General features: G+C 67.4%; 20 protein-coding genes. 1 reads left to right on the forward strand and 19 read right to left on the reverse strand.

Annotation, left to right across the window (positions count from 1 at the left end):
- Positions 1-77 precede the first annotated feature (77 nt).
- Positions 78-2,855, reverse strand: coding sequence for a preprotein translocase subunit SecA (gene secA, locus AC1Q7H_RS03455; protein ID WP_013958067.1), 2,778 nt, complete (start codon positions 2,853-2,855; stop codon positions 78-80).
- A 294-nt stretch (positions 2,856-3,149) separates the two neighbouring features.
- Here secA and AC1Q7H_RS03460 point away from each other — a divergent pair, with 294 nt between their 5' ends.
- Complete coding sequence (locus AC1Q7H_RS03460; protein ID WP_013958068.1) at positions 3,150-3,653, forward strand: hypothetical protein; 504 nt, start codon at positions 3,150-3,152, stop codon at positions 3,651-3,653.
- Positions 3,654-3,717: 64 nt separating this feature from the next.
- Here the strand turns inward: AC1Q7H_RS03460 and lpxC are convergent, their stop codons facing one another.
- From lpxC to coq7, 18 genes are all read right to left on the reverse strand, one after another.
- Positions 3,718-4,635 carry a UDP-3-O-acyl-N-acetylglucosamine deacetylase gene (gene lpxC, locus AC1Q7H_RS03465; protein WP_013958069.1) on the reverse strand — a complete coding sequence of 306 codons (918 nt, stop codon included), beginning with the start codon at positions 4,633-4,635 and terminating at the stop codon, positions 3,718-3,720.
- 153 nt (positions 4,636-4,788) lie between these two features.
- On the reverse strand, positions 4,789-5,295 hold the full coding sequence (locus AC1Q7H_RS03470) for a peroxiredoxin (RefSeq protein WP_013958070.1): 507 nt from the start codon (positions 5,293-5,295) through the stop codon (positions 4,789-4,791).
- A 450-nt stretch (positions 5,296-5,745) separates the two neighbouring features.
- Positions 5,746-6,939: a cell division protein FtsZ gene (ftsZ, locus tag AC1Q7H_RS03475; RefSeq protein ID WP_010814764.1), complete on the reverse strand. Its 1,194-nt coding sequence runs from the start codon at positions 6,937-6,939 to the stop codon at positions 5,746-5,748.
- A 180-nt stretch (positions 6,940-7,119) separates the two neighbouring features.
- On the reverse strand, positions 7,120-8,352 hold the full coding sequence (gene ftsA / locus AC1Q7H_RS03480) for a cell division protein FtsA (protein ID WP_010814765.1): 1,233 nt from the start codon (positions 8,350-8,352) through the stop codon (positions 7,120-7,122).
- Positions 8,349-9,263 carry a cell division protein FtsQ/DivIB gene (locus tag AC1Q7H_RS03485; RefSeq protein WP_211980322.1) on the reverse strand — a complete coding sequence of 305 codons (915 nt, stop codon included), beginning with the start codon at positions 9,261-9,263 and terminating at the stop codon, positions 8,349-8,351. Before AC1Q7H_RS03485 ends, ftsA begins: the two co-directional genes overlap by 4 nt.
- Positions 9,264-9,290: 27 nt before the next feature.
- Positions 9,291-10,274 (reverse strand): D-alanine--D-alanine ligase, encoded by a 984-nt coding sequence (locus AC1Q7H_RS03490; protein ID WP_013958071.1) that lies wholly within the window; start codon positions 10,272-10,274, stop codon positions 9,291-9,293.
- On the reverse strand, positions 10,271-11,704 hold the full coding sequence (murC, locus tag AC1Q7H_RS03495) for a UDP-N-acetylmuramate--L-alanine ligase (RefSeq protein ID WP_013958072.1): 1,434 nt from the start codon (positions 11,702-11,704) through the stop codon (positions 10,271-10,273). Before murC ends, AC1Q7H_RS03490 begins: the two co-directional genes overlap by 4 nt.
- A gap of 22 nt (positions 11,705-11,726) precedes the next feature.
- On the reverse strand, positions 11,727-12,797 hold the full coding sequence (gene murG, locus AC1Q7H_RS03500) for an undecaprenyldiphospho-muramoylpentapeptide beta-N-acetylglucosaminyltransferase (RefSeq protein ID WP_013958073.1): 1,071 nt from the start codon (positions 12,795-12,797) through the stop codon (positions 11,727-11,729).
- The gene (ftsW, locus tag AC1Q7H_RS03505) at positions 12,794-14,035 is read right to left on the reverse strand and encodes a putative lipid II flippase FtsW (RefSeq protein ID WP_013958074.1); all 1,242 of its coding nucleotides are present in this window, start codon (positions 14,033-14,035) and stop codon (positions 12,794-12,796) included. The genes murG and ftsW overlap by 4 nt, the downstream gene beginning before the upstream one ends.
- Positions 14,032-15,543: a UDP-N-acetylmuramoyl-L-alanine--D-glutamate ligase gene (murD, locus tag AC1Q7H_RS03510; protein ID WP_211980323.1), complete on the reverse strand. Its 1,512-nt coding sequence runs from the start codon at positions 15,541-15,543 to the stop codon at positions 14,032-14,034. The genes ftsW and murD overlap by 4 nt, the downstream gene beginning before the upstream one ends.
- A 70-nt stretch (positions 15,544-15,613) precedes the next feature.
- Positions 15,614-16,783, reverse strand: a complete 1,170-nt coding sequence (gene mraY / locus AC1Q7H_RS03515; RefSeq protein WP_013958076.1) for a phospho-N-acetylmuramoyl-pentapeptide-transferase — start codon at positions 16,781-16,783, stop codon at positions 15,614-15,616.
- A gap of 13 nt (positions 16,784-16,796) precedes the next feature.
- Complete coding sequence (locus tag AC1Q7H_RS03520; protein ID WP_013958077.1) at positions 16,797-18,197, reverse strand: UDP-N-acetylmuramoyl-tripeptide--D-alanyl-D-alanine ligase; 1,401 nt, start codon at positions 18,195-18,197, stop codon at positions 16,797-16,799.
- Complete coding sequence (locus AC1Q7H_RS03525; RefSeq protein ID WP_492378456.1) at positions 18,194-19,756, reverse strand: UDP-N-acetylmuramoyl-L-alanyl-D-glutamate--2,6-diaminopimelate ligase; 1,563 nt, start codon at positions 19,754-19,756, stop codon at positions 18,194-18,196. The genes AC1Q7H_RS03520 and AC1Q7H_RS03525 overlap by 4 nt, the downstream gene beginning before the upstream one ends.
- Positions 19,753-21,558 carry a peptidoglycan D,D-transpeptidase FtsI family protein gene (locus tag AC1Q7H_RS03530; protein WP_013958079.1) on the reverse strand — a complete coding sequence of 602 codons (1,806 nt, stop codon included), beginning with the start codon at positions 21,556-21,558 and terminating at the stop codon, positions 19,753-19,755. The genes AC1Q7H_RS03525 and AC1Q7H_RS03530 overlap by 4 nt, the downstream gene beginning before the upstream one ends.
- Complete coding sequence (ftsL, locus tag AC1Q7H_RS03535; RefSeq protein ID WP_013958080.1) at positions 21,555-21,872, reverse strand: cell division protein FtsL; 318 nt, start codon at positions 21,870-21,872, stop codon at positions 21,555-21,557. The genes AC1Q7H_RS03530 and ftsL overlap by 4 nt, the downstream gene beginning before the upstream one ends.
- Positions 21,869-22,870 carry a 16S rRNA (cytosine(1402)-N(4))-methyltransferase RsmH gene (gene rsmH, locus AC1Q7H_RS03540; protein ID WP_492378429.1) on the reverse strand — a complete coding sequence of 334 codons (1,002 nt, stop codon included), beginning with the start codon at positions 22,868-22,870 and terminating at the stop codon, positions 21,869-21,871. Before rsmH ends, ftsL begins: the two co-directional genes overlap by 4 nt.
- 7 nt (positions 22,871-22,877) lie before the next feature.
- Positions 22,878-23,306 (reverse strand): division/cell wall cluster transcriptional repressor MraZ, encoded by a 429-nt coding sequence (gene mraZ, locus AC1Q7H_RS03545; protein WP_013958082.1) that lies wholly within the window; start codon positions 23,304-23,306, stop codon positions 22,878-22,880.
- 419 nt (positions 23,307-23,725) lie between these two features.
- Positions 23,726-24,349 (reverse strand): 2-polyprenyl-3-methyl-6-methoxy-1,4-benzoquinone monooxygenase, encoded by a 624-nt coding sequence (gene coq7 / locus AC1Q7H_RS03550; RefSeq protein ID WP_211980325.1) that lies wholly within the window; start codon positions 24,347-24,349, stop codon positions 23,726-23,728.
- Between the last annotated feature and the right edge of the window lie 238 nt (positions 24,350-24,587).

A 24,587-nucleotide genomic window follows, 5' to 3' on the forward strand; every position in this document is an offset into this window, starting at 1 on the left:
TGCCCGCTAAGGGCGGGCATGTCGTTTCCATTCGCGTCACGCCGTGCGACGGGCGCGACCTCATACCGGTGCGCGACTCAGCTGAGCCTGCCGTGGCACTGCTTGAACTTCTTGCCCGAGCCGCACGGGCACGGGTCGTTGCGGCCGACCTTGGGCATGCCCGCCAGCGCCAGCTCGGCGGCGGCCATGGCCGCACCGGTGCGCGGCGACGGCGCTTCCTCGACCGGCTCTCGCCCTTCGGCGAACTCGTCGTGCTTGTACTGCACGTTCTCCAGGTGCGACAGGCCTTCCTCGATCTCTTCCGAAGCCTGCTCCAGTTCTTCCGGCGACTGGATCTGCACGTTGAAGGTCACGCGCGTGACTTCGCTCTTGATCAGGTCCAGCAAACGCGCGAACAGCTCGAACGACTCGCGCTTGTATTCCTGCTTGGGATCCTTCTGCGCATAGCCGCGCAGGTGGATGCCCTGGCGCAGGTGGTCCAGCGCGGCCAGGTGCTCGCGCCAGTGCGTGTCGATGCTCTGCAGCATGACCGAGCGCTCGAAGCCGGCGAACGACTCGCGGCCGACCATCGCGACCTTGCTGCCGTAGCGCTCCGCGGCCGCCTTCATGATCAGGTTGAGCAGCTCTTCGTCCTCGATGCTCTGCGCGCCCTCGATGGTCTGCGCCAGCGGCACTTCCAGGCCCCAGTCCTCGCGCAGGCGCGTTTCCAGGCCGGCGATGTTCCACTGCTCTTCCATGGTGTCGGCCGGCACGTGGTCGCGGAACAGCTCAACCAGCACGCTCTCGCGCAGGTTGGTCACCATGTCGCCGACATCCTGGGCTTCCAGCACGTCGTTGCGCAGCTTGTAGATTTCCTTGCGCTGGTCGTTGGCAACGTCGTCGTACTGCAGCAGCTGCTTGCGGATGTCGAAGTTGCGGCCTTCGACTTTGCGCTGCGCCGACTCGATCGAGCGCGTGACGATGCCGGCCTCGATCGGCTCGCCCTCGGGCATCTTCAGGCGTTCCATGATGGCGCGCACGCGGTCGCCGGCGAAGATGCGCAGCAGCTGGTCGTCCAGCGACAGGTAGAAGCGCGACGAACCCGGGTCGCCCTGGCGGCCGGCACGGCCGCGCAACTGGTTGTCGATACGGCGCGATTCATGGCGCTCGGTGCCGACGATATGCAGGCCGCCGGCGGTCTTGACCTGCTCGTGCAGCGAATGCCACTCATCCTCGAGCTGCTTGATGCGCGCGGCCTTCTCGGCGTCGGACAGGTTCGGATCCGCCTCGATAAAACCGGATTGCTTCTCCACATTGCCGCCCAGCACGATGTCGGTACCGCGACCGGCCATGTTGGTGGCAATGGTGATCATCTTGGGGCGGCCGGCCTGGGCCACGATCTCGGCTTCGCGTGCGTGCTGCTTGGCGTTGAGCACCTGGTGCGGCAGTTGTTCGCGATCGAGCAGGCCCGACAGGTATTCCGAGGTCTCGATCGAGGTGGTGCCCACCAGCACCGGCTGGCCACGCTCGTAGCAGTCGCGGATATCCCGCACCACGGCGTCGTAGCGCTCCTTGCCGGTCTTGTAGATCTGGTCCTGCTGGTCCTTGCGCTGGGCCGGGCGGTTGGTCGGGATCACCACCACTTCCAGGCCGTAGATCTCCTGGAACTCATACGCTTCCGTGTCAGCCGTGCCGGTCATGCCGGCCAGCTTGCTGTACATGCGGAAGTAGTTCTGGAAGGTGATCGTCGCCAGCGTCTGGTTCTCTTGCTGGACGGTGACACCTTCCTTGGCCTCCACGGCCTGGTGCAGGCCGTCGGACCAGCGGCGGCCGGTCATCAGGCGGCCGGTGAACTCGTCGACGATCACGACTTCGTCGTTCTGCACCACGTAGTGCTGGTCGCGATGGAACAGGCTGTGTGCGCGCAGGGCCGCGTACAGGTGGTGCATCAGCGTGATGTTCTGCGGCGCGTAGAGCGATTCGCCCTCGCCGATCAGGCCCTGCTGCGACAGGATCTCTTCGGCCTTCTCGTGGCCGGCTTCGGTCAGGTAGACCTGGTGGCCCTTCTCGTCGACGTAGTAGTCGCCCGGCTTCTCCACGCCGGTGCCATCGGCCTTCTCTTCACCGATCTGGCGCTCGAGCAGCTTGGGGATGCCGTTCATGCGCTGGTACAGGTCGGTCTGGTTCTCAGCCTGGCCGGAGATGATCAGCGGGGTGCGGGCCTCGTCGATCAGGATCGAGTCCACTTCATCGACGATGGCGTAGTTGAGCGGGCGCTGCACGCGCTGCGACGGGTCGTAGACCATGTTGTCGCGCAGGTAGTCGAAGCCGAACTCGTTGTTGGTGCCGTAGGTGATGTCCGAGTTGTACGCCGCCTGCTTGGCGTCGTGCGGCATCTGCGACAGGTTCACGCCCACCGACAGGCCCAGGAAGTTGTACAGCCGGCCCATCCACTCGGCATCGCGCTGCGCCAGGTAGTCGTTGACGGTCACCACGTGCACGCCCTTGCCGGTGATGGCATTCAGGTACACGGCCAGTGTCGCGGTCAGCGTCTTGCCTTCGCCGGTGCGCATTTCGGCGATCTTGTTGTCATTCAGCACCATGCCGCCGATCAGCTGCACGTCGAAGTGGCGCATCTTCATGACACGCTTGCTGGCCTCGCGGCAGACGGCGAAGGCCTCGGGCAGCAGCGCCTCGAGCGATTCGCCGCCGGCGTGGCGCTGCCGGAAGGTCTCCGTCATGCCGCGCAGCTCGTCGTCCGAGAGCTGCTCGAACTTCGGCTCCAGCGCATTGATCTGCGCCACCGTGCGGCGATATTGTTTGATCAGCCGCTCATTGCGGCTGCCGAAGACTTTCTTGAGAAGGCCGGTGATCATCGATTGCTTTCACCTGCGCGGAACCGGGTGCACCCCAGGGATGCGGGCTGCTCCGGCGGCCGGGCGAGGAATGGATAGATTGGCGCAAAACGCCGAGTTTATCATGTGCCGGGGTCACGGCCGGAACGCGCCTGGCCCCGTCCCGCAAGGGCAGGCAAGCCCGCCGAATGTTGACCATGCGTGTCGTGCGCATGATTGCCCGCGCGCCCCGTCAGCCACAGTTTGGGGCGGCCGCCGCAGCTTCAATCCGCGGTCGGGCAAGGCGGCCCCCGCGCCCCTTGCTAGAATGCATGCATGCGCCGCTTCACCCACCACGCCCTGCAGACCCCCGCCGCCAAGCCGCTCAACGACTGGCTGGCCAAGGCCGGCCCGGTTTCGACGCTGATGCAGACCGCGCGCCAGCTGTCGGTGCTGGAGGCCGAGGTGCTGGCGCTGCTGCCCGCCGGCATGCGCGACGGCCTGGCCGTGGCCGGCGTCAAGCGTGACGCCACCGACCCGAACGCCCAGGTGCTGCTGTTGCTGGCCGCGCACGGCGCCGCCGCTGCCCGCGTGCGCCAGGTGGTGCCGACGCTGCTGGCACGGCTGCACCAGCGCGGCTCGCACATCACCGCGATCCGGGTGCGGGTGCAGCCAGAGGTGTCGCGCCACGCGGACTGGGAAGTGGAGCCCGTGCAACGTCAGCGCACCGGCGGCCGCATGACGCCCACGGGACTCGCCAACCTCGACCAACTGGCGCGCAGCCTGCCGGATTCGCCGCTGCGCGACGCGCTCAATACGCTGCTCGCCCATCACCGCTAGCCCGGTGCCGATCACGAAAAAGCCGACCCTCGGGTCGGCTTTTTTTTGCGCCAGTTCGCCAGGATCAGGCAAACGCCGGCTGCGCCTGCGGCAGGAACGCGGCCGGGGCTTCCTCGACGCGGTCGAAGGTGACCAGCTCGTAGGCTTCCTGGTCGGCCAGCAGCGCGCGCAGCAGCTGGTTGTTCAGGCCGTGGCCCGACTTGTTTGCCACATAGGCGCCGATCAGCGGATGGCCCACCACATACAGGTCGCCGATCGCATCCAGGATCTTGTGGCGCACGAACTCGTCGCCGTAGCGCAGCTCTTCATTGTTGAGCATGCGGTGCTCGTCCAGCACGATCGCGTTGTCCAGGCTGCCGCCGCGCGCCAGGCCCATCTCGCGCAGGGCTTCCACCTCGTGCGCAAAGCCGAAGGTGCGGGCGCGGGCAATCTCGCGCACGTAGCTGGTGTCGGCAAAATCGATCGAGAAGGTCTGGCCGGTCTTGTCGACCGCCGGGTGGCGGAAGTCGATGGTGAACGACAGCTTGAAGCCGAAGAACGGCTCCAGCCGCGCCAGCTTGTCGCCCTCGCGCACTTCCACCGGTTTCTTGACGCGGATGAAGGTCTTCAGCGCGTTCTGCTCTTCAATGCCGGCCGACTGCAGCAGGAACACGAAGGACGCGGCGCTGCCGTCCATGATCGGGATTTCCTCGGCGTCGACATCGACATAGAGGTTGTCGATGCCCAGGCCGGCGCACGCCGACATCAGGTGCTCGACGGTCGAAACGCGCGCGCCATCCTTCTGCAACACCGATGCCAGGCGCGTGTCGCCGATGGCCGACGCGGCCACGGGAATCTCGACGGCCTCGGGCAGGTCGACGCGGGTAAAGACGATGCCGGTGTCCGCCGACGCGGGACGCAGGGTCAACGTGACCTTGCGCCCCGAGTGCAGGCCGATGCCAACGGTCTTCACCAGGGATTTGATCGTGCGCTGTTTGAGCATGACAGCCTCAACTATTATAAAAATCTATCGTGTAGCTTTTCTGATTAAGGGATTTTACCACCACATCAAGGGCGCTGCAGCCGGGTTTTGTTTCCGGCTGTTAACACCCCCTTAATAAGTTGCGTATTATCCACGTTTACCCGGATGACTGTGTCAGCCACGCAACGCCGCCAGCACTGCCTCGGCGCTGCTGACGCGGAATTCGCCCGGTGCCTCGACGTCGAGCCGGGTGACGACGCCGTCGTCGATCACCATCGCGTAGCGCTTGGAGCGCACGCCCATGCCGCGTGCGGTCAGGTCCTGGTCCAGGCCCAGCGCACGGGTCCACTCGGCGCTGCCGTCGGCCATCATGCGCACCGTGCCGCCCGCCTGCTGCTCACGGCCCCAGGCGCCCATCACGAAGGCGTCGTTGACCGACACGCACCAGACCTCGTCGACGCCGGCCTCGCGTAGCGCCGCGGCATGCTGCACAAAGCCCGGCACATGCTTGGCCGAGCAGGTCGGCGTGAAAGCGCCGGGCAGGCCGAACACCACGATCTTGCGGCCGCGGACCAGGTCCGCCACCTTGAAGGCATTGGGGCCAAGGGCACAGCCGTTGCCTTCGGTTTCGAAGAATTCCTGCAGCGTGGCGTCGGGGACGCGGGAACCGACAGTGATCATGGGTCGTGGTCCTCCTGGGTTTTCTGAAGAATAGTCCGGATGCCGGTGCGCAGACGCCCGCACTCAGGCAGATGGGCAATCTCAAGATCATAGGCGCCTTGCCCACATTGCCAAAGCCGGCTCACATCCGGTGACATCCGGCGCGGATCCGATACACCTTGCTACAAAGACGTCCGCGCGGCGCACCTCTTGGGTGCGCCGCGCGGACGCTGATACATCCCGACCGGGAAGGCGGGAAACCAGTCCGGGGAGGCGGCCAGCGGCACGCCCGTCCCGGCGACGGGATGCGGGTGAAGCTCAGTCCGGCGCAGGCGCGGCGCCGCCAGCGGCCCGGCGGTTCACGTCAGTCCATGCAAGGCACGCGCGGATGGGGAGCGCACGTGCATCGCGACAAGGCGACGCGTTCCGTCAGGCGGCCGGTGGAGGCACCGATGCCGCGCCAGGCAGGGCTCAGTCTGCCTGCTTGCGCAGGAAGGCCGGGATGTCGTACGTATCCACACCCTTTTCCTGCAGCGCCGCCACGTGGGCCGACGCCGACTCACGCGAGCTGCGCCACACTGCCGGCGTATCCAGGTTGCTGTAGTCCGGCGAGCTGTGCGTGGCCGCGGCGGCGGTCATGTTGGCCATCATCTGCACCGGCATGTTGTCCGTGCCGGTCTTGAGCAGGGTCATCGGCTGTTGCTTCTTGGCCGAGCGGCCCAGGCCCGTGGCCACCACCGTCACGCGCAGCGCATCGCTCATCGAATCGTCGTACACCGTACCGAAGATCACGGTCGCATCTTCCGCGGCGTAGCTGCGGATGGTGTTCATGACTTCCTTGGTTTCCGACAGTTTCAGCGAACGGCTGGCGGTGATGTTGACCAGCACGCCGCGCGCGCCGGACAGGTCCACGCCTTCCAGCAGCGGGCTGGCAACGGCCTGCTCGGCCGCCAGGCGGGCGCGGTCAACGCCCGACACGGTGGCCGTCCCCATCATGGCCTTGCCTTGCTCGCCCATCACCGTCTTCACGTCTTCGAAGTCGACGTTCACCAGGCCGTCAACGTTGATGATCTCGGCAATGCCGGCCACCGCGTTGTGCAGCACGTCGTCGGCGCACTGGAAGCACTTGTCCATCTCGGCGTCGTCGCCCATCACTTCGAACAGCTTCTCGTTGAGCACCACGATCAGCGAGTCGACGCTCGATTCCAGCTCGCTGGAACCGTGTTCGGCCACCTTGGCGCGGCGCGCGCCTTCGAAGTCGAACGGCTTGCTGACCACACCCACGGTCAGGATGCCCATCTCCTTGGCCACTTGCGCGACGATCGGCGCGGCGCCCGTGCCGGTGCCGCCGCCCATGCCGGCAGTGATGAAGACCATGTGCGCGCCGCGCAGGGAATCGGCGATCTGATCACGGGCCGATTCGGCGCAGTTGCGGCCGACTTCCGGCTTGGCGCCAGCGCCCAGGCCCGTATTGCCAAGCTGCAGCACGCGTGAAGCGCTCGAACGCTTGAGCGCCTGGGCATCGGTGTTCATGCAGATGAATTCGACGCCTTGCACGCCGCGGCTGATCATGTGCTGCACGGCGTTACCGCCCGCACCGCCCACGCCGACCACCTTGATGATGGTGCCGTCCTGCACTTCCGTTTCGATCATGTCAAAGTCCATCACTGCCTCCGAGAAAAATCAGTCCCCAGACGATGCAGCCTCCCCGCCGCAACCCCTGGTTTCTGAACAAGAAACCAAAAAAAAGAAAACCAGAAAACTTCCACTCAGCACACAGGCCTGTCCGGTAGACCGCCCTGCCTGCGCGCCGCTGCATCGTCAGCGCGTCAATTTCCGCATTGATCAGAAATTGCCGACAAACCATTCCTTCATGCGCGTCCACACCTGCTTGACCGACCCGCTCTGCACCGCGACCTTGCGCCCGCGCATGCGTTGCACGCGGCCTTCCAGCAGCAGGCCCATCACCGTCGCATAGCGCGGGCTCTTCACCACCTCGTGCAGGTTGCCGCGGTACTCCGGCACGCCCACGCGCACGGGCTTGAGGAAGATGTCCTCGCCCAGCTCGACCATGCCCGGCATCATCGCGGTCCCACCGGTGATGACCACGCCTGACGACAACAGTTCTTCATACCCGGACTCGCGCACCACCTGATGCACTAGCGAGTACAGCTCTTCGATGCGCGGCTCGATCACCGCGGCCAGCGCCTGGCGGCTGAGCGTGCGCGTGCCGCGGTCGCCCACGCCGGGCACCTCGATCATGTCGTCCGGGTCGGCGATCGCCTGCTTGGCGATGCCGTACTGGATCTTGATGTCCTCGGCGTCGGGCGTCGGCGTGCGCAGCGCCATCGCGATGTCGTTGGTGATCTGGTCGCCGGCGATGGGGATCACGGCCGTATGGCGGATCGCGCCTTCGCTGAAGATGGCGATGTCGGTGGTGCCGCCGCCGATGTCGACCAGCACCACGCCCAACTCCTTCTCATCCTCGGTCAGCACCGCCAGGCTGGAAGCCAGCGGCTGCAGGATCAGGTCGTGCACTTCCAGGCCGCAGCGGCGCACGCACTTGACGATGTTCTGCGCGGCGCTGACCGCGCCGGTGACAATATGCACCTTCACTTCCAGGCGGATGCCGCTCATGCCGATGGGCTCGCGCACGTCTTCCTGGCCGTCGATGATGAATTCCTGCGTCAGGATGTGCAGGATCTGCTGGTCGGTCGGGATATTGACCGCCTTGGCGGTCTCGATCACGCGCGCCACGTCGGTCTGCGTGACCTCCTTGTCCTTGATCGCCACCATGCCGCTGGAGTTGAAGCTGCGGATGTGGCTGCCGGCAATGCCTGTGAAGACCTCTGAAATCTTGCAGTCGGCCATCAGCTCGGCCTCTTCCAGCGCCTTCTGGATCGACTGCACGGTGGCCTCGATATTGACCACGACCCCTTTCTTCAGACCCTTGGACTCTGACTGGCCCATCCCGATCACCTCGTAGCTGCCGTCGGGGCGCAGTTCTGCCACCACCGCCGCCACCTTCGAGGTGCCGATATCCAGACCGACCAACAGGTCCTTGTATTCCTTGCTCATCGGGTTTTCTCCGCGTTCTTGCTCTTCAGTCGCGTCGGATTGTTGTTGGAAGTACCTGAAACCGCTGCTGCCGCCGGCGCCGGCTTGGCCGCCTTCGCTGCCTTCGCCGCCTTCTCTGCCCTGACCGCCGCTGCGATCTGCGCCTCGGTCAGGAAGCGGGCATTGGCGGCGCGGATGGCAAAGCCGTTGGGATAACGCAGGTCGGCATACTCGATCTGGCTGCCCCATTGCTGGGTGACCTGCGGCCAGGCCGCGACGAAGCGCCGGACCCGCTGGTCCATCGCCACGCGATCCTCATCGTTCTGCTCGCGGCCCAGTTCGACCTCCATGCCGTTGGACAGCTTCGCGCGCCAGGCATAGCGGCCGGACAGGGCCACCGCCAGCGGCTCGGCCTTGAGCGGCTTGAACCACTGGCGCATGACCTCGAGCTTCTCGATCACGTCGCCCTCGCTGTCCGGCGGCCCGTCCAGCGCCAGCAGCTGTGCGTCTTCTTCCGCCTCGGCGGTATTGGCGACAAAGATCTCGCCATAGGTATTGATCAGGCGCCCGCTGTCGGGCGTGCCCCAGGTGCCCAGCGCCTCGTGTTCCTCGACTTCGACCGCCAGGCCGTTGGGCCATTCGCGCCGCACGCTGGCGCGCCGCACCCAGGGCACCGACTCGAACGCCTGCCGGGCCGCGTTCAGGTCCAGCGTGAAGAAATTGCCGGTCAGCTTGCCCAGCGCGCTGGCGCGCACGCTGGGCGCGTTCACGTGGCGCAGGGCGCCGCCGTCCAGCGGGCCGATCTCCACATGGGTGATGGCGAACACCGGCCGCTGCGCCAGCCACAGCAGGCCTGCCGCGAGCGCCATCAGCACCACCAGCGCGTACAGCGCGGAGGCGATCAGGTTGAGCAGGCGTGCGTTATGCCACATGGTCCGGTGCGGTCCTGTTCGGTTGCGTTATTCGGGTTTCCAATGCTCGTTGGGATGCAGGTCCAGCGTGGCCGCGGCCACCACCTGCATCACGAAGTCCTCGTAGCTGATGCCAACCGCGCGCGCCGCCATCGGCACCAGCGAATGGCCGGTCATGCCGGGCGAGGTATTCATCTCGAGCAGGAAAGGCTTGCCGTCGGCGCGCAGCATCAGGTCGGCGCGCGCCCAGCCGCGGCATCCCAGCACGCGGTAGGACTGCACCGCCAGTGCCCGGACCTCGCGTTCGACTTCAGGGTCCAGGCCCGACGGGCACAAGTACTGGGTATCGTCAGTAAAGTATTTATTTTGATAGTCGTAGTTGGCTTCGGGCGCAACGATGCGGATCACCGGCAGCGCTTCGGCGCTGTCGCCCTCCCCCACGATCGGGCAGGTCAGCTCGGCGCCGTCGATAAAGGTCTCGGCAATGACGTCGTTGTCCAGCGCCGCGGCCTTCTCGAACGCCGCGCGCATCTGGTCGGCGGCAGTGACCTTGGTCAGGCCGATCGACGAGCCCTCGCGCGCCGGCTTGACGATCAGCGGCAGGCCCAGGTCGGCCGCCACGGCATCAAAGTCAGTGTCCGCATGCAGCATGGCAAAGCGCGGCGTGGCCAGGTCATGGGTCATCCACAGGCGCTTGGTGGCCTGCTTGTCCATGGCCATGGCCGAAGCCAGCACGCCGCTGCCGGTGTACGGCACGCCCAGTTGCTCGAGCAGGCCCTGCATGGTGCCGTCCTCGCCATAGCGGCCGTGCAGTGCGATAAAGACGCGGTCAAAGCCGGCCGCGGCCAGCTCGGCCACGCCCTGCAGGCCCGGGTCGAAGCCGTGCGCATCCACGCCGCGCGACTGCAGCGCTGCCAGAACGCCCTTGCCCGACATCAGCGAGATCTCGCGTTCGGCCGAGCGCCCGCCCAGCAGCACGCCGACCTTGCCCAGCGACTTGGGATCGATATTGGGATGGGCGACGAAGCTCATGCCTGGCCTCCCTGCGTTGATTGCGTCGATTGCTGGTGCGACACCAGCTGCCCCGGCACGGCCCCGATCGAGCCCGCGCCCATCGTCACGACCACATCGCCCGGCCGGACGGCATCCAGGATGGCCTGCGGCATTTCTTCCATCTGCTCCACGAAAACAGGTTCGACCTTGCCGGCCACGCGCAGCGCGCGGGTCAGCGCACGGCCGTCGGCAGCCACGATCGGGGCTTCGCCGGCGGCGTAGACCTCGGCCAGCAGCAGGGCATCGACGGTGCCCAGCACTTTGACGAAGTCCTCAAAGCAATCCCGCGTACGGGTAAAACGGTGCGGTTGGAACGCCAGCACCAGGCGGCGCCCCGGGAACGCGCCGCGCGCGGCGGCCAGCGTGGCCGCCATCTCCACCGGGTGGTGGCCGTAGTCGTCCACCAGGGTGAAGGTGCCGGCGCCATCGGGCGTGGCCACCTCGCCATAGCGCTGGAAGCGCCGGCCCACGCCGTGGAATTCGCGCAGCGCCTTGACGATGGCGGCATCGGGCACTTCCAGCTCGGTGGCGATGGCGATCGCCGCCAGCGCGTTCTGCACGTTGTGCAGGCCGGGCAGGTTCAGCACGATCTCCAGCGGCGGCTCGGCATGGCCGTCGAGGTGGCGCTGCACGGTGAAGTGCATCTGGCCGTCGACCGCGCGCGCGTCCACGGCGCGGATCTGGGCATCCTCGGCAAAGCCGTAGCGCACCACCGGCTTGGACACGAACGGCAGGATCTCGCGCACGTTGGGGTCATCCACGCACAGCACCGCGATGCCGTAGAACGGCAACCTCTGCGTGAATTCGATGAACGCCTGCTTGAGCCGGGCAAAGTCGTGCCCGTAGGTGTCCATGTGGTCGGCATCGATATTGGTAATGACCTCGATGACCGGGAACAGGTTCAGGAAAGATGCGTCCGACTCGTCGGCCTCGGCCACGATGAAGTCGCCGGTGCCCAGGCGCGCATTCGCGCCGGCCGAGTTCAGGCGGCCGCCGATCACGAAGGTGGGATCGAGCCCGCCCTCGGCCAGCACCGACGCCACCAGGCTGGTGGTGGTGGTCTTGCCGTGCGTGCCGGCGATGGCCACGCCCTGCTTCAGGCGCATCAGTTCGGCCAGCATCACCGCGCGCGGCACCACCGGGATGCGCTTGCTGCGGGCGGCCAGGACTTCGGGGTTGTCGCCGCTGACCGCGGTCGACACCACCACCGCGTTGGCGCCGGTCACGTTGGCTGCGTCATGCCCGTGCATGACCGTGGCGCCCAGCGAGGCCAGGCGCCGCGTGGCGGCATTGTTGCCCACGTCCGAGCCCGAGACCTTGTATCCCAGGTTCAGCAGGACCTCGGCGATGCCGCTCATGCCGGCGCCGCCGATGCCCACGAAGTGGATGTTTTTGACGATATGCTTCATTCGATTGCTGCTTAATTAGGCTTCAGTCCCTGGCCAGCTGACTGCAGATCTCGGCGACGCGCCGGGTTGCCTCAGGCTTGGCCAGTCCGCGCGCCAGGCGCGCCATGTCTTTCAACTGCGGCCGGGTCAGGCTGGCGATGGTTTGCGCCAGCCCCTCGGCCGTCAGGTCTTTCTGCTGCACCAGCAGGGCCGCGCCCTGCTTCGACAAAAATTCCGCGTTGGTGGTCTGGTGGTCGTCCACCGCATGCGGGAACGGCACGAACATCGCCGCTACGCCTGCGGCAGCCACTTCCGAAACCGTCATCGCGCCGGCGCGGCAGATCACCAGGTCCGCATCGGCGTAAGCGCGCGCCATGTCGTCGATAAACGGCAGGGTCTGCGCGGGCACCTGCGCGGCCGCGTAGTTGGCGCGCAGCGTGTCGATCTGCTTCGCGCCCGCCTGATGCGTGACCACCGGGCGCTTGCCCTCGGGCAGCAGCGCGATGGCCTTGGGTACCACCTCGTTCAACGCCGCAGCGCCCAGGCTGCCGCCCACCACCAGGATGCGCAGCGGGCCGCTGCGCTGGTCATAGCGCGCTTCGGGCGCGTCCAGGTGCGCCAGTTCCTCGCGCACCGGGTTGCCGGTCCATTCGCCGCCGGGCAGCGTGTCCGGGAATGCGCACAGCACGCGGTCGGCCACCTTGGCCAGCACCTTGTTGGCCAGACCGGCGATCGAGTTCTGCTCGTGCAGCACCAGCGGCCGCCCCAGCAGCGACGCCATCATGCCGGCCGGGAAGGTGATATAGCCGCCCATGCCCAGCACCACGCTCGGGCGCACCCGGCGCAGCGCGACTATGCTCTGCCAGAACGCGCGCAGCAGGTTCAGCGGCAGCAGGAACTTGGTCACCAGGCCCTTGCCGCGCAGCCCGCCGAACTGGATGAACTCCATCGGGATGTCGTGCTTGGGCACCAGCGTGGCTTCCATGCCGGTGCGGTTGCCCAGCCAGACCACCTTCCAGCCTTGCTCGCGCAGCGCGTGCGCGACCGCAAGCCCCGGGAACACGTGCCCCCCGGTGCCGCCGGCCATCACGAGCAAGGTGCGCGGTGCGGTCATACCTTCCCTCCGCGCATCAATACTCGATTTTCATAATCAATGCGCAGCAGGATCGCCAGCGCCACGCAGTTCATCAAGATCCCCGACCCGCCATAGCTCACCAGCGGCAGCGTCAGCCCCTTGGTCGGCAGCAGGCCCAGGTTCACGCCCATATTGATAAAGGTCTGCCAGCCGATCCACACGCCGATGCCCTTGGCCACCAGCCCGGCAAAGGTGCGGTCCAGCTGCAGCGCGGTGCGGCCGATATTGAAGGCGCGGCGCACCAGCCAGTAGAACAGCACAATCACCACCAGCACGCCAATAAAGCCGAATTCCTCGCCGATCACCGCGAGGATGAAGTCGGTATGCGCCTCAGGCAGGTAGTGCAGTTTCTCGATGCTGCCGCCCAGGCCCACGCCGGTCCACTCGCCGCGGCCGAAGGCGATCAGCGAGTGCGTCAGCTGGTAGGCCTTGCCCAGCGCATTGCTCTCTTCCCACGGGTTCAGGTAGGCGAAGATCCGCTCGCGCCGCCAGGGCGACGCGGTGATCAGCAGCGCGAACGCGCCCACTGCCACGCCGACCAGCCCGGCGAACAGCTTGCCGTTGATGCCGCCCAGGAACAGGATGGCCATGGCCACGGCCGCGATTACCAGGAATGCGCCCATGTCCGGCTCGAGAAGCAGCAGCATGCCGACCACCACCACGGCCACGCCCATCGGCAGGAAGCCCTTGGACACGGTCTGCATCCACTCCTGCTTGCGCACCGTGTAGTTGGCGGCATACAGCACCACCGCCAGCTTCATCAGCTCCGATGGCTGGAAGTTCATCACGCCCAGCGGGATCCAGCGCCGCGCGCCGTTCACGCCCTTGCCGACGAACGGCACCAGCACGATCACCAGCAGGATCAGTGCGACGATAAAGAGCTTGGGCGCGTAGCGGTCCCACACCTTGACCGGGATCTGGAACGACGCCAGCCCGACCGACAGCCCGATCCCCAGCGCGAACGCATGGCGCATCAGGAAGTGGCTCTCGCGGTAGTTGGCGTAGCGCGGCGAGTCCGGCAGCGCGATCGAGGCCGAATAGACCATCACCAGGCCGAGCGCGAGCAGCACGATCGACACCCACAGCATGGGCTGGTCGTACTCCATCATGCGCGAGCGCGTCGGCTTGACGCCGGACACGGCGTCGCGCAGGCCACCCCAGGCATTGCCGATGGTGGCGCCGATAAAGCCGCTGCGCTTGACCTGTGCTTCGCTCATGGCAGGATCCCCCGGGACAGCGCCAGTTCTTCCACCGCGCCGCGGAACACCTCGGCGCGATGCACGTAGTTGCGGAACATGTCGAGGCTGGCGCACGCCGGCGACAGCAGCACCACGTCGCCGTTCTCGGCCAGTCCGGCAGCCTTCGTCACGGCCTCTTCCAGCGTGGCGGCGTCGACCAGGCTGGCACCGCTGCCCTGCAATGCATCGCGCAGCTCACCCGCGGCGCGGCCGATCAGCACCACCGCGCGTGCGTACTGCGCCACCGGCGCGGCCAGCGGCGAGAAATCCTGGCCCTTGCCTTCGCCACCGGCGATCAGCACCACGCGCTTGTCCAGCCCCGACAGCGCGGCCACGGTGGCGCCGACATTGGTGCCCTTGCTGTCGTCGAAATACTCGACGTCGTCGATGGTGGCAACCCACTCCACGCGGTGCGGCTCGCCGCGGTATTCGCGCAGGCCGTGCAGCAGCGCGTTCATCGGCAGGTCGATGGCACGGCACAGCGCCAGCGCGGCCATGGCGTTGGTGGCGTTGTGCATGCCGCGGATATGCAGCGCGTCGGCCGGCATCAGGCGCTTGTGGCGCGCCGGCACGGCTTCCTGGACCACCTCGGCGGCCTTGCGGCGGCGCGGCTTGCCCTCCCCTTCCGCGTCCGGGTCGGCTTCGGCCAGCACCAGCCAGGGCATGCCGCCCTCGCGCAGGATGCCGAAGCTGCCCGGCGTTTCCGGCAGGTCGGTGCCGAAAGTCAGCGGCGAGCGCCCGGGCCGCGCCATGTCCATGGTCAGGCGGTCGTTGCGGTTGAGCACCTGCACGCACTCGCTGCCAGCCGGCCCGAAGATGCGCGCCTTGGATGCGGCATAGGCTTCCATCGAGCCATGCCAGTCCAGGTGGTCCTGGGTGACGTTGAGCACGGTGGCCGCGGCGGGCGCCAGCGTGTGCGTGGTTTCCAGCTGGAAGCTGGACAGCTCAAGCACCCACACTTCCGGCAGCGATGCCGAGGCGATGCAGGCCGACAGCTTGTCCAGCGCCGACGGGCTGATATTGCCCGCCACCGCCACGCTCTTGCCGGCGCGCTCCACCAGCCGGCCGGTCAGCGCGGTGGTGGTGGTCTTGCCATTGGTGCCGGTGATCGCCAGGATCTTCGGCGCGTAGCCGGACTCGGCTTCCAGGTGGCGCAGCGCGCGCACGAACAGTTCGATCTCGCCCCACACCGGGATGCCGCGCGCCTGCGCCGCGGCCAGCAGCGCGCCGGTGCCGGCTTCCAGCGGCGACAGGCCCGGGCTGATCGCCACCAGGCCGATGCCGTCGAGCAGGCTGTCGGCGAACGGGCCGCCGACGAACTCGGCCGAAGTCAGCTCGGCCTGCAGGAAGACAAGGTTGGCGGGCGCCTCGCGCGTGTCGGCCACGCGCACCGCGCAGCCGTTCAGGCCACACCAGCGCGCCATGGCCAGGCCCGATTCACCGAGGCCCAGTACCAGCACATGAGGTTTTTGCAGCTCGCCAAACACTTCGATTTCCTGCCTTTGATTTCCTGAATCTATATAGAAGAGCGCCGTCAGTCCCTGACCCGCGCAACCGTTAACGCAACTTCAGTGTCGACAACCCGATCAGCACCAGCAGCATGGTGATGATCCAGAAGCGCACCGTGACCTGGGTTTCCTTCCAGCCGCCCAGTTCGAAATGGTGATGCAGCGGCGCCATCCTGAAGAGCCGCCTGCCTTCGCCATAGCGGCGCTTGGTGATCTTGAACCACGTGACCTGCGCCATCACCGACAGTGTTTCCACCACGAAGATGCCGCCCATCACGAAAAGCACGATCTCCTGGCGCACGATCACCGCCACCGTGCCGAGCGCGCCGCCCAGCGCCAGCGCGCCCACGTCGCCCATGAACACCTGCGCCGGGTGCGCGTTGAACCAGAGGAAGGCCAGCCCCGCCCCGCTCAGCGCCGAGCAGAAGATCAGCAGCTCGCCCGCGCCCGGGATATGCGGGAACAGCAGGTACTTGCTGTAGACCGAACTGCCCATCACGTACGCAAACACACCCAGCCCGCTGCCGACCAGCACCACCGGCATGATCACCAGCCCGTCCAGGCCGTCGGTCAGGTTGACAGCGTTGCTCGAGCCCACGATCACCAGGTAGGTCAGCACGATGAAGCCGGCCACGCCCAGCGGGTAGCTGATCTCCTTGAAGAAAGGCACGATCAGGTTGGACTTGTACGGCATGTCCAGCGACAGCCCGCCCTCGACCCAGCTCAGGAACAGGTCCCACACCTTCACGTTGCTGCTTTCCGACACCGAGAACGCTAGGTAGACCGCGGCCACCAGGCCGATCAGCGTCTGCCAGAAAAATTTCTCGCGGCTCGACATGCCGCGCGGGTCGCGATACACCACCTTGCGGTAGTCGTCGACCCAGCCGATAGCGCCGTAGCCGAAGGTGACCAGCATCACCACCCAGATGAAACGGTTGCCCCAGTCGCACCACAGCAGCGTCGACACCGCGATCGAGACCAGCACCAGCACGCCGCCCATGGTCGGCGTGCCGGCCTTGACCAGGTGGGTCTGCGGACCGATGGTGCGCACCGCCTGGCCGACCTTCAACTCGGTCAGCTTGCGGATCACCCACGGACCGAACGCCAGCCCGATCAGAAGCGCGGTGAGGTTGGCCATCACCGCGCGGAAAGTCAGGTAGTTGACGACCCGGAGGAAGCTGTAGTCGTTTTGCAGCCACTGGGCCAGAGCCAATAACATCGTGTTGTCTTATTTAGTGTGCGGAAGAGTCTGCGACCAGCGCCGCGACCATCCGTTCCATGCGCATGAAGCGCGATCCCTTCACCAGCACGGCGCCCGCTTGCGCCACCATGCCCCTGCTGTCTTCCTCCAGTGCCTTTGCCAGTGCTTGCGCGCTGCCGAAATGCCGGCCGCCCGCGCCGAATGCCTGCACCGCATGCACGGCCAGTTCGCCGGTCGCCCACAGCGTGCCAACGCCGCGCGCCTTGGCGTAGGCGCCGATCTCTTCGTGGAACGCCGGGCCCTGGTCGCCCACTTCGCCCATGTCGCCCAGCACCAGGATGCGCGGCGCGGCAAAGCCGGCCAGCACGTCGATGGCGGCGCGCATGGAGTCGGGGTTGGCGTTGTATGTGTCGTCGATGACGACCGTCCCACCCGGCGTGTACTTGACCTGCAGCCGGCCCTTGACCGCATGAAAGCCGGCCAGGCCCGACTGGATCGCCGGCACGTGCACTCCCGCGGCCAGCGCGCAGGCGATGGCGGCCAGCGCGTTGCGCACGTTGTGCTCACCCAGCAGCGCCAGGCGCACGTCGAAGCCATGGCCGGGCGCGCGTACCTGCATCACTTGTGCGCCGTCGACCAGCGTCACGGTGGCGTGCACATCGGCGCGCTGCGAGGTGCCGAACGACAGCGCGCGGCGCGCGCCCGCGGCTTCGCGCCACAGCGGCGCGTGGGCGCCGCCGCTTTCCGCGTCGAGCGGGTACACCGCCACGCCGTGGGCCGGCAGCGCCGCGATCGCGGCGGCGTGCTCGTGGGCGACGGCTTCCACGTTCACCATGAACTCCTGGTGCTCGCGCTGCGCGTTAGTGATCACCGCCACGGTAGGCTGGGCGATGCCGGCCAGGTAGACCGTCTCGCCCGGGTGGTTCATGCCGAGCTCCAGCACCGCCAGCTTGTGCGTGGCGCGCAGGCGCAGCACCGTCAGCGGCAGGCCGATATCGTTGTTCAGGTTGCCGCCGGTGGCCAGGCGCTGGTCCTCGCCCACCGCCGCGGCAAAGATGGCCGCGATCATTTCCTTGACCGTGGTCTTGCCGTTGCTGCCGGTCACCGCCACCGCCGGCAGCGTGAACTGGCGGCGCCAGCCGGCGCCCAGCTCGCCCAGCGCGAGGCGCGTGTCCGGCGCGACGATGGCCGGCACGCCGGCATCGACTTCGCGGCTGACCAGCACGGCGGCAGCGCCGCGTGCCACCACGTCGGCGATGAAGTCATGCGCGTCGAAGCGCTCACCCTTGAGGGCGACGAACAGGTCGCCCGGCTCGACGCTGCGGCTGTCGGTATGCACGCGCGAAAACTTCACGGCGCCGTCGCCGCAAACGCGCGCGCCGGCGATCCAGCCGGCGGCTTGCTGCAAGGTGGTCATTGGGGTCTGGCTCATGCCGATACTCCACGGGTGGCAAGCGCCAGTCGTACGTGTTCGCGATCGGAGAACGGGCGCTTGCGGCCCTGGATCTCCTGGGTGGCCTCATGGCCCTTGCCCGCCACCAGCACCACGTCGGCCGGTGCCGCGTGCTTGACGGCATAGAGGATGGCGGCGGCGCGGTCTTCGATCTGGCGAGCGCGCGCGCGCTCGGCCATGCCGTCGGCAATGGCGTCCAGGATGTCCTGCGGGTCTTCGCTGCGCGGGTTGTCGCTGGTCAGGATGACCTCGTCGGCCTCGCGCTCGGCCACTGCGCCCATTAGCGGGCGCTTGATCGGGTCGCGGTCGCCGCCGCACCCGAACACGCACCACAGGCGGCCGTTGCGCGCCTGCGCCACCGGGCGCAGCGCGGCCAGCGTCTGCGCCAGCGCGTCCGGGGTATGGGCGTAGTCGACCACGGCCAGTGGCGCATCCGGGCCGCCGGCGGCACCGAACAACTCCATGCGCCCTTCCACCGGCGTCAGCGCGCGCAGCGCGGCGATGGCGGCGTCCCACGCCACGCCGTTGGCGAGTGCCGCACCCAGCACCGCCAGCAGGTTGCAGACGTTGAAGGCGCCGATCATCGGCGTGGCCATCTCGGCGCTGCCGAAGCTGCCGTCGATATGGAAGGCGGTGCCGGTGGGCGTGGCGCGCACGTTGGTGGCGCGCAGCCACTCGCCGCGCGGGCGGCGCACCGTGGCCGCGTCGGGGCCGTCGATGCCGTATTCGATCACGTGCGGCGCACCGATGGCGGCGGCGTCCGCCGCAAGCAGGCGCTGGCCCATGGCGTCGTCGCGGTTGATCACAGCAGTGCGCAGGCCGTCCCAGCGGAACAGGCTCTCCTTGGCGGCCTCGTACTCAGCCATCGAGCCGTGGTAGTCGAGGTGGTCCTGGGTCAGGTTGGTCAGCACCGCCACCGAGAAATGCGTGCCGGCCACGCGCTCCTGCTCCAGGCCGTGCGAGGACACCTCCATCGCCACGGCGCGCGCGCCGGCGTCGTGCAGGGACGCCAGGCTGGCCTGCAGCTGCACCGCGTCGGGCGTGGTGAAGCCGGTGGCCTGCAGCGCGCCCGGGAAGCCGGTGCCCAGTGTGCCGATGGTCGCGCAAGGCGTGCCGGCGGCCTGCAGCACCCGTGCCAGCCACTGGCTGCACGAGGTCTTGCCGTTGGTGCCGGTAATGCCGGTCACGGCCAGGCCGCGCACCGGGTTGCCATGCCAGCCGGCGGCGATCGGGCCGGCCAGCTGGTGCAGGCGGCTCACCGCGAGGTGCGGCACGACGTCGCCGAAGGGCCAGTCGAAGCCGTCGGCCTCATAGACGATGGCCCCCGCGCCGGCGGCGATCGCCTGGGCGATATAGGGCCGGCCGTCGGTGGCCAGGCGCTCGTTGCCGAGCACGTAGGCGAAGAACACATCGCCGCGCGCCAGGCGCCGGGTATCGCCGGTCAGCTGCGCGGCGGCGGCCACGTTGGTACGCAGCCAGGCCAGCGCGTTGCTGGCCTGGGCGGTGACCTCGAGCGGGAGCAGTGGCTTGGCCGTCATTGGGTCGAGCTCCACGGTTCGCTCTCCTGCACCTTGTCGCTGACCACCAGCTGGCGGATCGGCGAGTCGGGCTGCACATTCAGTGCGCGCAGCGTGCCGCCGGTGATGGCCGCGAACGCCGGGCCGGCCACCAAGCCGCCGTAGTGGCTGCCGGCCGTGGGCTCGTCCACGCTGACGGCCACGATGATGCGCGGATTCGACATCGGCGCCAGGCCGATGAACGAGGCGCGGTACTTGCTGCGGTTGTAGCCGCGGCCTTCATGCTTGTAGGCGGTGCCGGTCTTGCCGCCGACGCGGTAGCCCATCACCTGCGCCTCGGGGGCGGTGCCGCCGGGCGCGGTCACGGTTTCCAGCATGGCGCGCACATCGCGCGCCACCTGGGGCGACAGGATGCGTTCGCCGGCGACAGGACCGTTGGTGCGGAACATCGACACCGGGATCAGCTCGCCGTCATGCGCGAAGATGGTGTAGGCATGCGCCATCTGGAACAGCGACACCGACAGGCCGTAGCCGTACGACATGGTGGCCTGCTCGATCGGGCGCCAGCTCTTGAACGGGCGCACGCGGCCGGCCACGGCGCCGGGGAAGCCGATCTTGGGCGCCTGGCCAAGGCCGACGCTGGTGAACATGTCCCACATTTCCTGCGGCTTCATCATCATCGCGATCTTGGTCGTGCCGATGTTGCTCGACTTCTGGATCACGCCGCTCACCGTCAGCGCCCCATAGTTGTGGGTATCGCTGATGGTGGCGCCTTCGAAGTTGTACTTGCCGGTGGTGGTGATCACCGTGGACGGCGTCACGCGCTTGAGCTGCAGCGCCAGGCCGACCGTGATCGGCTTCATCATCGAGCCCGGCTCGAAGGTATCGGTCAGCACGCGGTTGCGCAGCTGCTCGCCGGACAGCCGGGTACGGTCGTTGGGGTTGTAGGTGGGCCAGTTGGCCAGCGCCAGCACTTCGCCGGTCTGGGCGTCGAGCACCACCGCGCTGGCGGCCTTGGCCTTGTGCTTTTCGACCACGGCCTTGAGTTCGTTATAGGCCAGGTACTGGATCTTGGCGTCGATCGACAGCTGGATGTCCTCGCCGTCACGCGGGGTCTTCAGCACGCCGACGTCCTCGACCACGCGGCCCAGGCGGTCCTTGATCACCTGGCGCGCGCCGGCACGGCCGGCCAGGCCGGGCTCGCGCGCCAGCTCCACGCCTTCCTGGCCGCGGTCTTCCACGTTGGTGAAGCCGACGATGTGGGCCATCGCCTCGCCTTCCGGGTAGAAGCGCTTGTATTCGCGGGTCTGGTGGATGCCTTCGATCTTCAGCGCGGCGATCTTGTCGGCGACGTCAGGCAGCACCTGGCGCTTCAGGTAGACGAAGCCCTTGTCCTCGGACAGCTTCTTGCCCAGGTCTTTCTCGGACATGCCGAGCAACTTGGCCAGCTGGCGGATCTTGGCGGCATCGACCTGGTTGGGCACGTCCTCGGGCACCGCCCAGATGGCCTTGACCGGCAGGCTGGTGGCCAGCACCAGGCCGTTGCGGTCCAGGATCTTGCCGCGCGTGGCCGGCAGCTCCAGCGTGCGCTGGAAGCGCTTCTTGCCCTCGGCCTCGTAGAACTGGTTGCCGGGGCCCTGGATCCAGGCCGCGCGCACGGCCAGCGCGCCGAAGGCCGCGAACATCATGAACACCACCAGCTTGGAGCGCCACATCGGCAGGCGCAGGCCCAGCACCGGGCTGGCCGAGAACTGGCCGCTGCGCGGGCGCGACGCGGTGCCGTTGCGGTCACGGCGGGGCGGGTTGGGACGGGCCATGCTCATCGGCGCGCCTCCGCGGCACTGGCCGGCGCCGCCTCGGCGGGCGCCGGCAGCACGATGCCGGACAGGTACTGGGTCTTGCCGGGGTTGACCGGCGCCATCTTCAGCTGCGCGCGCGCCGTGTCGGCGATGCGCGCGCTCTTGCCCAGCGCGCTCTGCTGGTACTGCAGGCGCGACCAGTCGATATCGAGCTGCTTCTCTTCAGCCTGGGCCCGCTCCAGTGCGACGAACAGCGTGCGCGCCTGGTGCTGCGCGCTCACCAGCGACAGCGCGCACAGGATCAGCGCGGCGAGCAGGAAGAAGGTCAGGCGGTTCATGCGCGTGCGCCTCCGCCCGCAGGAGTCGCGGCAGGGGCCAGCTTCTCGGCCACGCGCATCACGGCCGAGCGCGCGCGCGGGTTGGCGGCCACCTCCTCAGTGCCCGGCTTGTAGCGGCCGAGCAGGCGCAGCGTCGGTTGCGGCAGGTCGGCCGCGCGCAGCGGCGCACGGCGCAGCGCCGGGTCGGCATCCTGCTGGGGACGGGCGTGCGCCGCCATGAACCGCTTGACGATGCGGTCCTCCAGCGAGTGGAAGCTGATCACCACCAGGCGCCCTCCGACCTGCAGCAGTTCATACGCCGCCTTCAGCCCTCTTTCGAGGTCCTCAAGCTCTTGATTGACGTGAATCCGTAGAGCCTGAAAGGTGCGGGTCGCAGGGTCCTGACCCTTCTCGCGTGTCTTGACGGCTTTCGCCACGAGCGCGGCAAGGTCGGCAGTAGTGGCGATGAGTCCGCCATCGCCGGGTTCGCTCCGGCGAGCAACAATCGCCTTTGCAATCTGTACAGCAAACCGTTCTTCCCCATAGTCTCGTATCACCCTGGCAATGTCCTGCTCATCCGCCTGCGCCAGCCACTGCGCGGCAGTGATGCCGCGCGTGGTGTCCATGCGCATGTCCAGCGGGCCCTCGAAACGAAAGGAAAACCCCCTCGCCGCCTCGTCGATCTGGGGCGAGCTGATCCCCAGGTCGAGCAGCACGCCAGCGACGTGGCCGCGCCCCGACAGGCGCTCGGCCATGGCCGCAAAGCTCGCGTGCTCAATGGAGAAGCGGGCATCCTTGATGGTGCCCGCTTCTGCGATTGCTGCTGGGTCCTTGTCGAACGCAACCAGGGCCCCGTCTGGCCCCAGCCGGGCCAGCACCGCCCGGCTGTGCCCTCCCCTGCCGAAGGTGCCGTCGACGTAGACCCCGTCGGGCCGCCAGACCAAGGCGTCGACGGCCTCGTCCAGCAGCACGGTGCGATGGCGCAGGGCGGGGGTTGCCGGCGTTCCGGTAGGACTCATGACCTCGTCAGAAAGAGAAATTCTTCAATGCTTCGGGCATGCCCTGCGCCATCGCCTGCTGTTCCTTGGCGGCGTAGGTCGCGGCATCCCACACTTCGAAATGGCTGCCCATGCCGAGCAGCATGACTTCCTTGTCGAGCAAGGCGGCACTGCGCAGTTCCGGGGCGATCAGCACCCGGCCCGCGCCGTCCATTTCCACGTCGGCGGCGTTGCCCAGGAAGATGCGCTTCCACCAGTGCGCATCCATCGGCAGCGCTGCAATGCGCGTGCGGAAGGTTTCCCACTCGGGCCGGGGAAACAGCAACAGGCAGCCATCCGGGTGCTTGGTCAGCGTCACCCGGCCTTCGGCCTGCTGTTGCAGCGCCTCGCGGTGCCGGGACGGAATGGACATCCGCCCCTTGGCATCCAGCGAGAGTGCCGATGCTCCCTGAAACAAGCTTGCTCCCGGTCCATGCCGGCCGGTTGTCGGCCAGCATGCGCGTGAATCCCTTCTGTTCCGACTATGGCGACATCATCCCACGGCCGGGGCCCAATTTCACACAAAAATACACTTCCTCACACTATTTCCCACTTTAGAGGAAGCGATATGGCGGGTCAAGGCTGGTTGCAGGGCAGCAAACGAGTTTTTTTGAATCAGAACAATGACTTAGCGCGCACACTTCACGCACCGAAAAAGTGAATCCTTAATGAAATGAAGATCTTAGGGAGGAAAGCCGAGAAACCACCTGAGAACCACTTGCGGAGGAACTGCCGGCGGCACGGGAGAGACCTGCCCCGTCGCGCGAAGAAAGGATACAACAATTGCCCGCCAGCCCCGCCGGAACCAGGGCCAGCGAGGGGCAAGCAGGGGCCGGCTCAGATCCGGTAGGCGGCGGTGGTCATCACGCGCGAGGCGCCGCGCATCAGTGCCCGCACCGGGGCGGGCAACGGGATCCCGCCGGCATCGCGCGCGGCATCGCCGTGGCGGATCTCGTCGTCGCGCATCTGCTCGAGGATGGCGCGCGAGCGGCCGTCGGCCTCGGGCAGGCGGTCCAGGTGCCCGCCCAAGTGGTGCTCGACCTGGCGCTCGGTCTCGGCGACGAAGCCCAGGCTGACACGATCGCCGGCGCGGCCGGCCACCCAGCCGATGGCGAAGGCGCCGGCGTACCACAGCGGGTTGAGCAGGCTCGGGCGCGAGCCCAGTTCGCGCAGGCGCTCGGCGCACCAGGCCAGGTGGTCTTCCTCTTCGCGCGCGGCGGCATCCATCTGCGCGCGCACCGCGCCGTTGCGGGCGGTGAGCTTCTGGGCCTGGTACAGGGCCTGCGCGCAGACCTCGCCGACATGGTTGACGCGCATCAGCCCGGCCACGTGGCGGCGTTCATCGGCGCTCATCTGTTCGGTGTCCGGTGCCAGCCGGTCAGCCGGGTTGGTGCGCGCGGTGCGCGTGGCGCCGGCAATGGCGCGCAATGCCACGTCGAATTCTTTGATCAGGGTGTCCATGTCGCAGAGGCAGTTGGTCTTCGTTCCCGGCAGCCCCTGCCATCATGGGGTGCGCGGCCGCGGCGCGGCACGCGCAGGGGCCATCGGGATTACCCGCATTGTAGCTTGCCTCTAATCGGCGCCAACCCGCATCCCGCCTTGCATTGATGCGCCTGGCTACTCAGAAACCCTGAGTTGTTAAAAGAAGACAAGGGGGATTGGCCTGACTAGTGAATTAAGGGTTGTTTGTTACAGTACT

Source organism: Cupriavidus sp. GW823-FHT06D04 (assembly GCF_058795055.1).

What these genes read in the sequence shown, in the direction of transcription:
- ftsZ (WP_010814764.1), bottom strand. Translation starts at nt 6,939, where the DNA reads ATGGACTTTGACATGATCGAAACGGAAGTGCAGGACGGCACCATCATC.
- ftsW (WP_013958074.1), bottom strand. Translation starts at nt 14,035, where the DNA reads ATGAGCGAAGCACAGGTCAAGCGCAGCGGCTTTATCGGCGCCACCATC.
- AC1Q7H_RS03485 (WP_211980322.1), bottom strand. Translation starts at nt 9,263, where the DNA reads ATGTGGCATAACGCACGCCTGCTCAACCTGATCGCCTCCGCGCTGTAC.
- coq7 (WP_211980325.1), bottom strand. Translation starts at nt 24,349, where the DNA reads ATGGACACCCTGATCAAAGAATTCGACGTGGCATTGCGCGCCATTGCC.
- murG (WP_013958073.1), bottom strand. Translation starts at nt 12,797, where the DNA reads ATGACCGCACCGCGCACCTTGCTCGTGATGGCCGGCGGCACCGGGGGG.
- lpxC (WP_013958069.1), bottom strand. Translation starts at nt 4,635, where the DNA reads ATGCTCAAACAGCGCACGATCAAATCCCTGGTGAAGACCGTTGGCATC.
- AC1Q7H_RS03470 (WP_013958070.1), bottom strand. Translation starts at nt 5,295, where the DNA reads ATGATCACTGTCGGTTCCCGCGTCCCCGACGCCACGCTGCAGGAATTC.
- ftsA (WP_010814765.1), bottom strand. Translation starts at nt 8,352, where the DNA reads ATGAGCAAGGAATACAAGGACCTGTTGGTCGGTCTGGATATCGGCACC.
- murC (WP_013958072.1), bottom strand. Translation starts at nt 11,704, where the DNA reads ATGAAGCATATCGTCAAAAACATCCACTTCGTGGGCATCGGCGGCGCC.
- secA (WP_013958067.1), bottom strand. Translation starts at nt 2,855, where the DNA reads ATGATCACCGGCCTTCTCAAGAAAGTCTTCGGCAGCCGCAATGAGCGG.
- AC1Q7H_RS03460 (WP_013958068.1), top strand. Translation starts at nt 3,150, where the DNA reads ATGCGCCGCTTCACCCACCACGCCCTGCAGACCCCCGCCGCCAAGCCG.
- AC1Q7H_RS03530 (WP_013958079.1), bottom strand. Translation starts at nt 21,558, where the DNA reads ATGAGCATGGCCCGTCCCAACCCGCCCCGCCGTGACCGCAACGGCACC.
- rsmH (WP_492378429.1), bottom strand. Translation starts at nt 22,870, where the DNA reads ATGAGTCCTACCGGAACGCCGGCAACCCCCGCCCTGCGCCATCGCACC.
- AC1Q7H_RS03525 (WP_492378456.1), bottom strand. Translation starts at nt 19,756, where the DNA reads ATGACGGCCAAGCCACTGCTCCCGCTCGAGGTCACCGCCCAGGCCAGC.
- ftsL (WP_013958080.1), bottom strand. Translation starts at nt 21,872, where the DNA reads ATGAACCGCCTGACCTTCTTCCTGCTCGCCGCGCTGATCCTGTGCGCG.
- AC1Q7H_RS03490 (WP_013958071.1), bottom strand. Translation starts at nt 10,274, where the DNA reads ATGAGCTTCGTCGCCCATCCCAATATCGATCCCAAGTCGCTGGGCAAG.
- AC1Q7H_RS03520 (WP_013958077.1), bottom strand. Translation starts at nt 18,197, where the DNA reads ATGAGCCAGACCCCAATGACCACCTTGCAGCAAGCCGCCGGCTGGATC.
- mraY (WP_013958076.1), bottom strand. Translation starts at nt 16,783, where the DNA reads ATGTTATTGGCTCTGGCCCAGTGGCTGCAAAACGACTACAGCTTCCTC.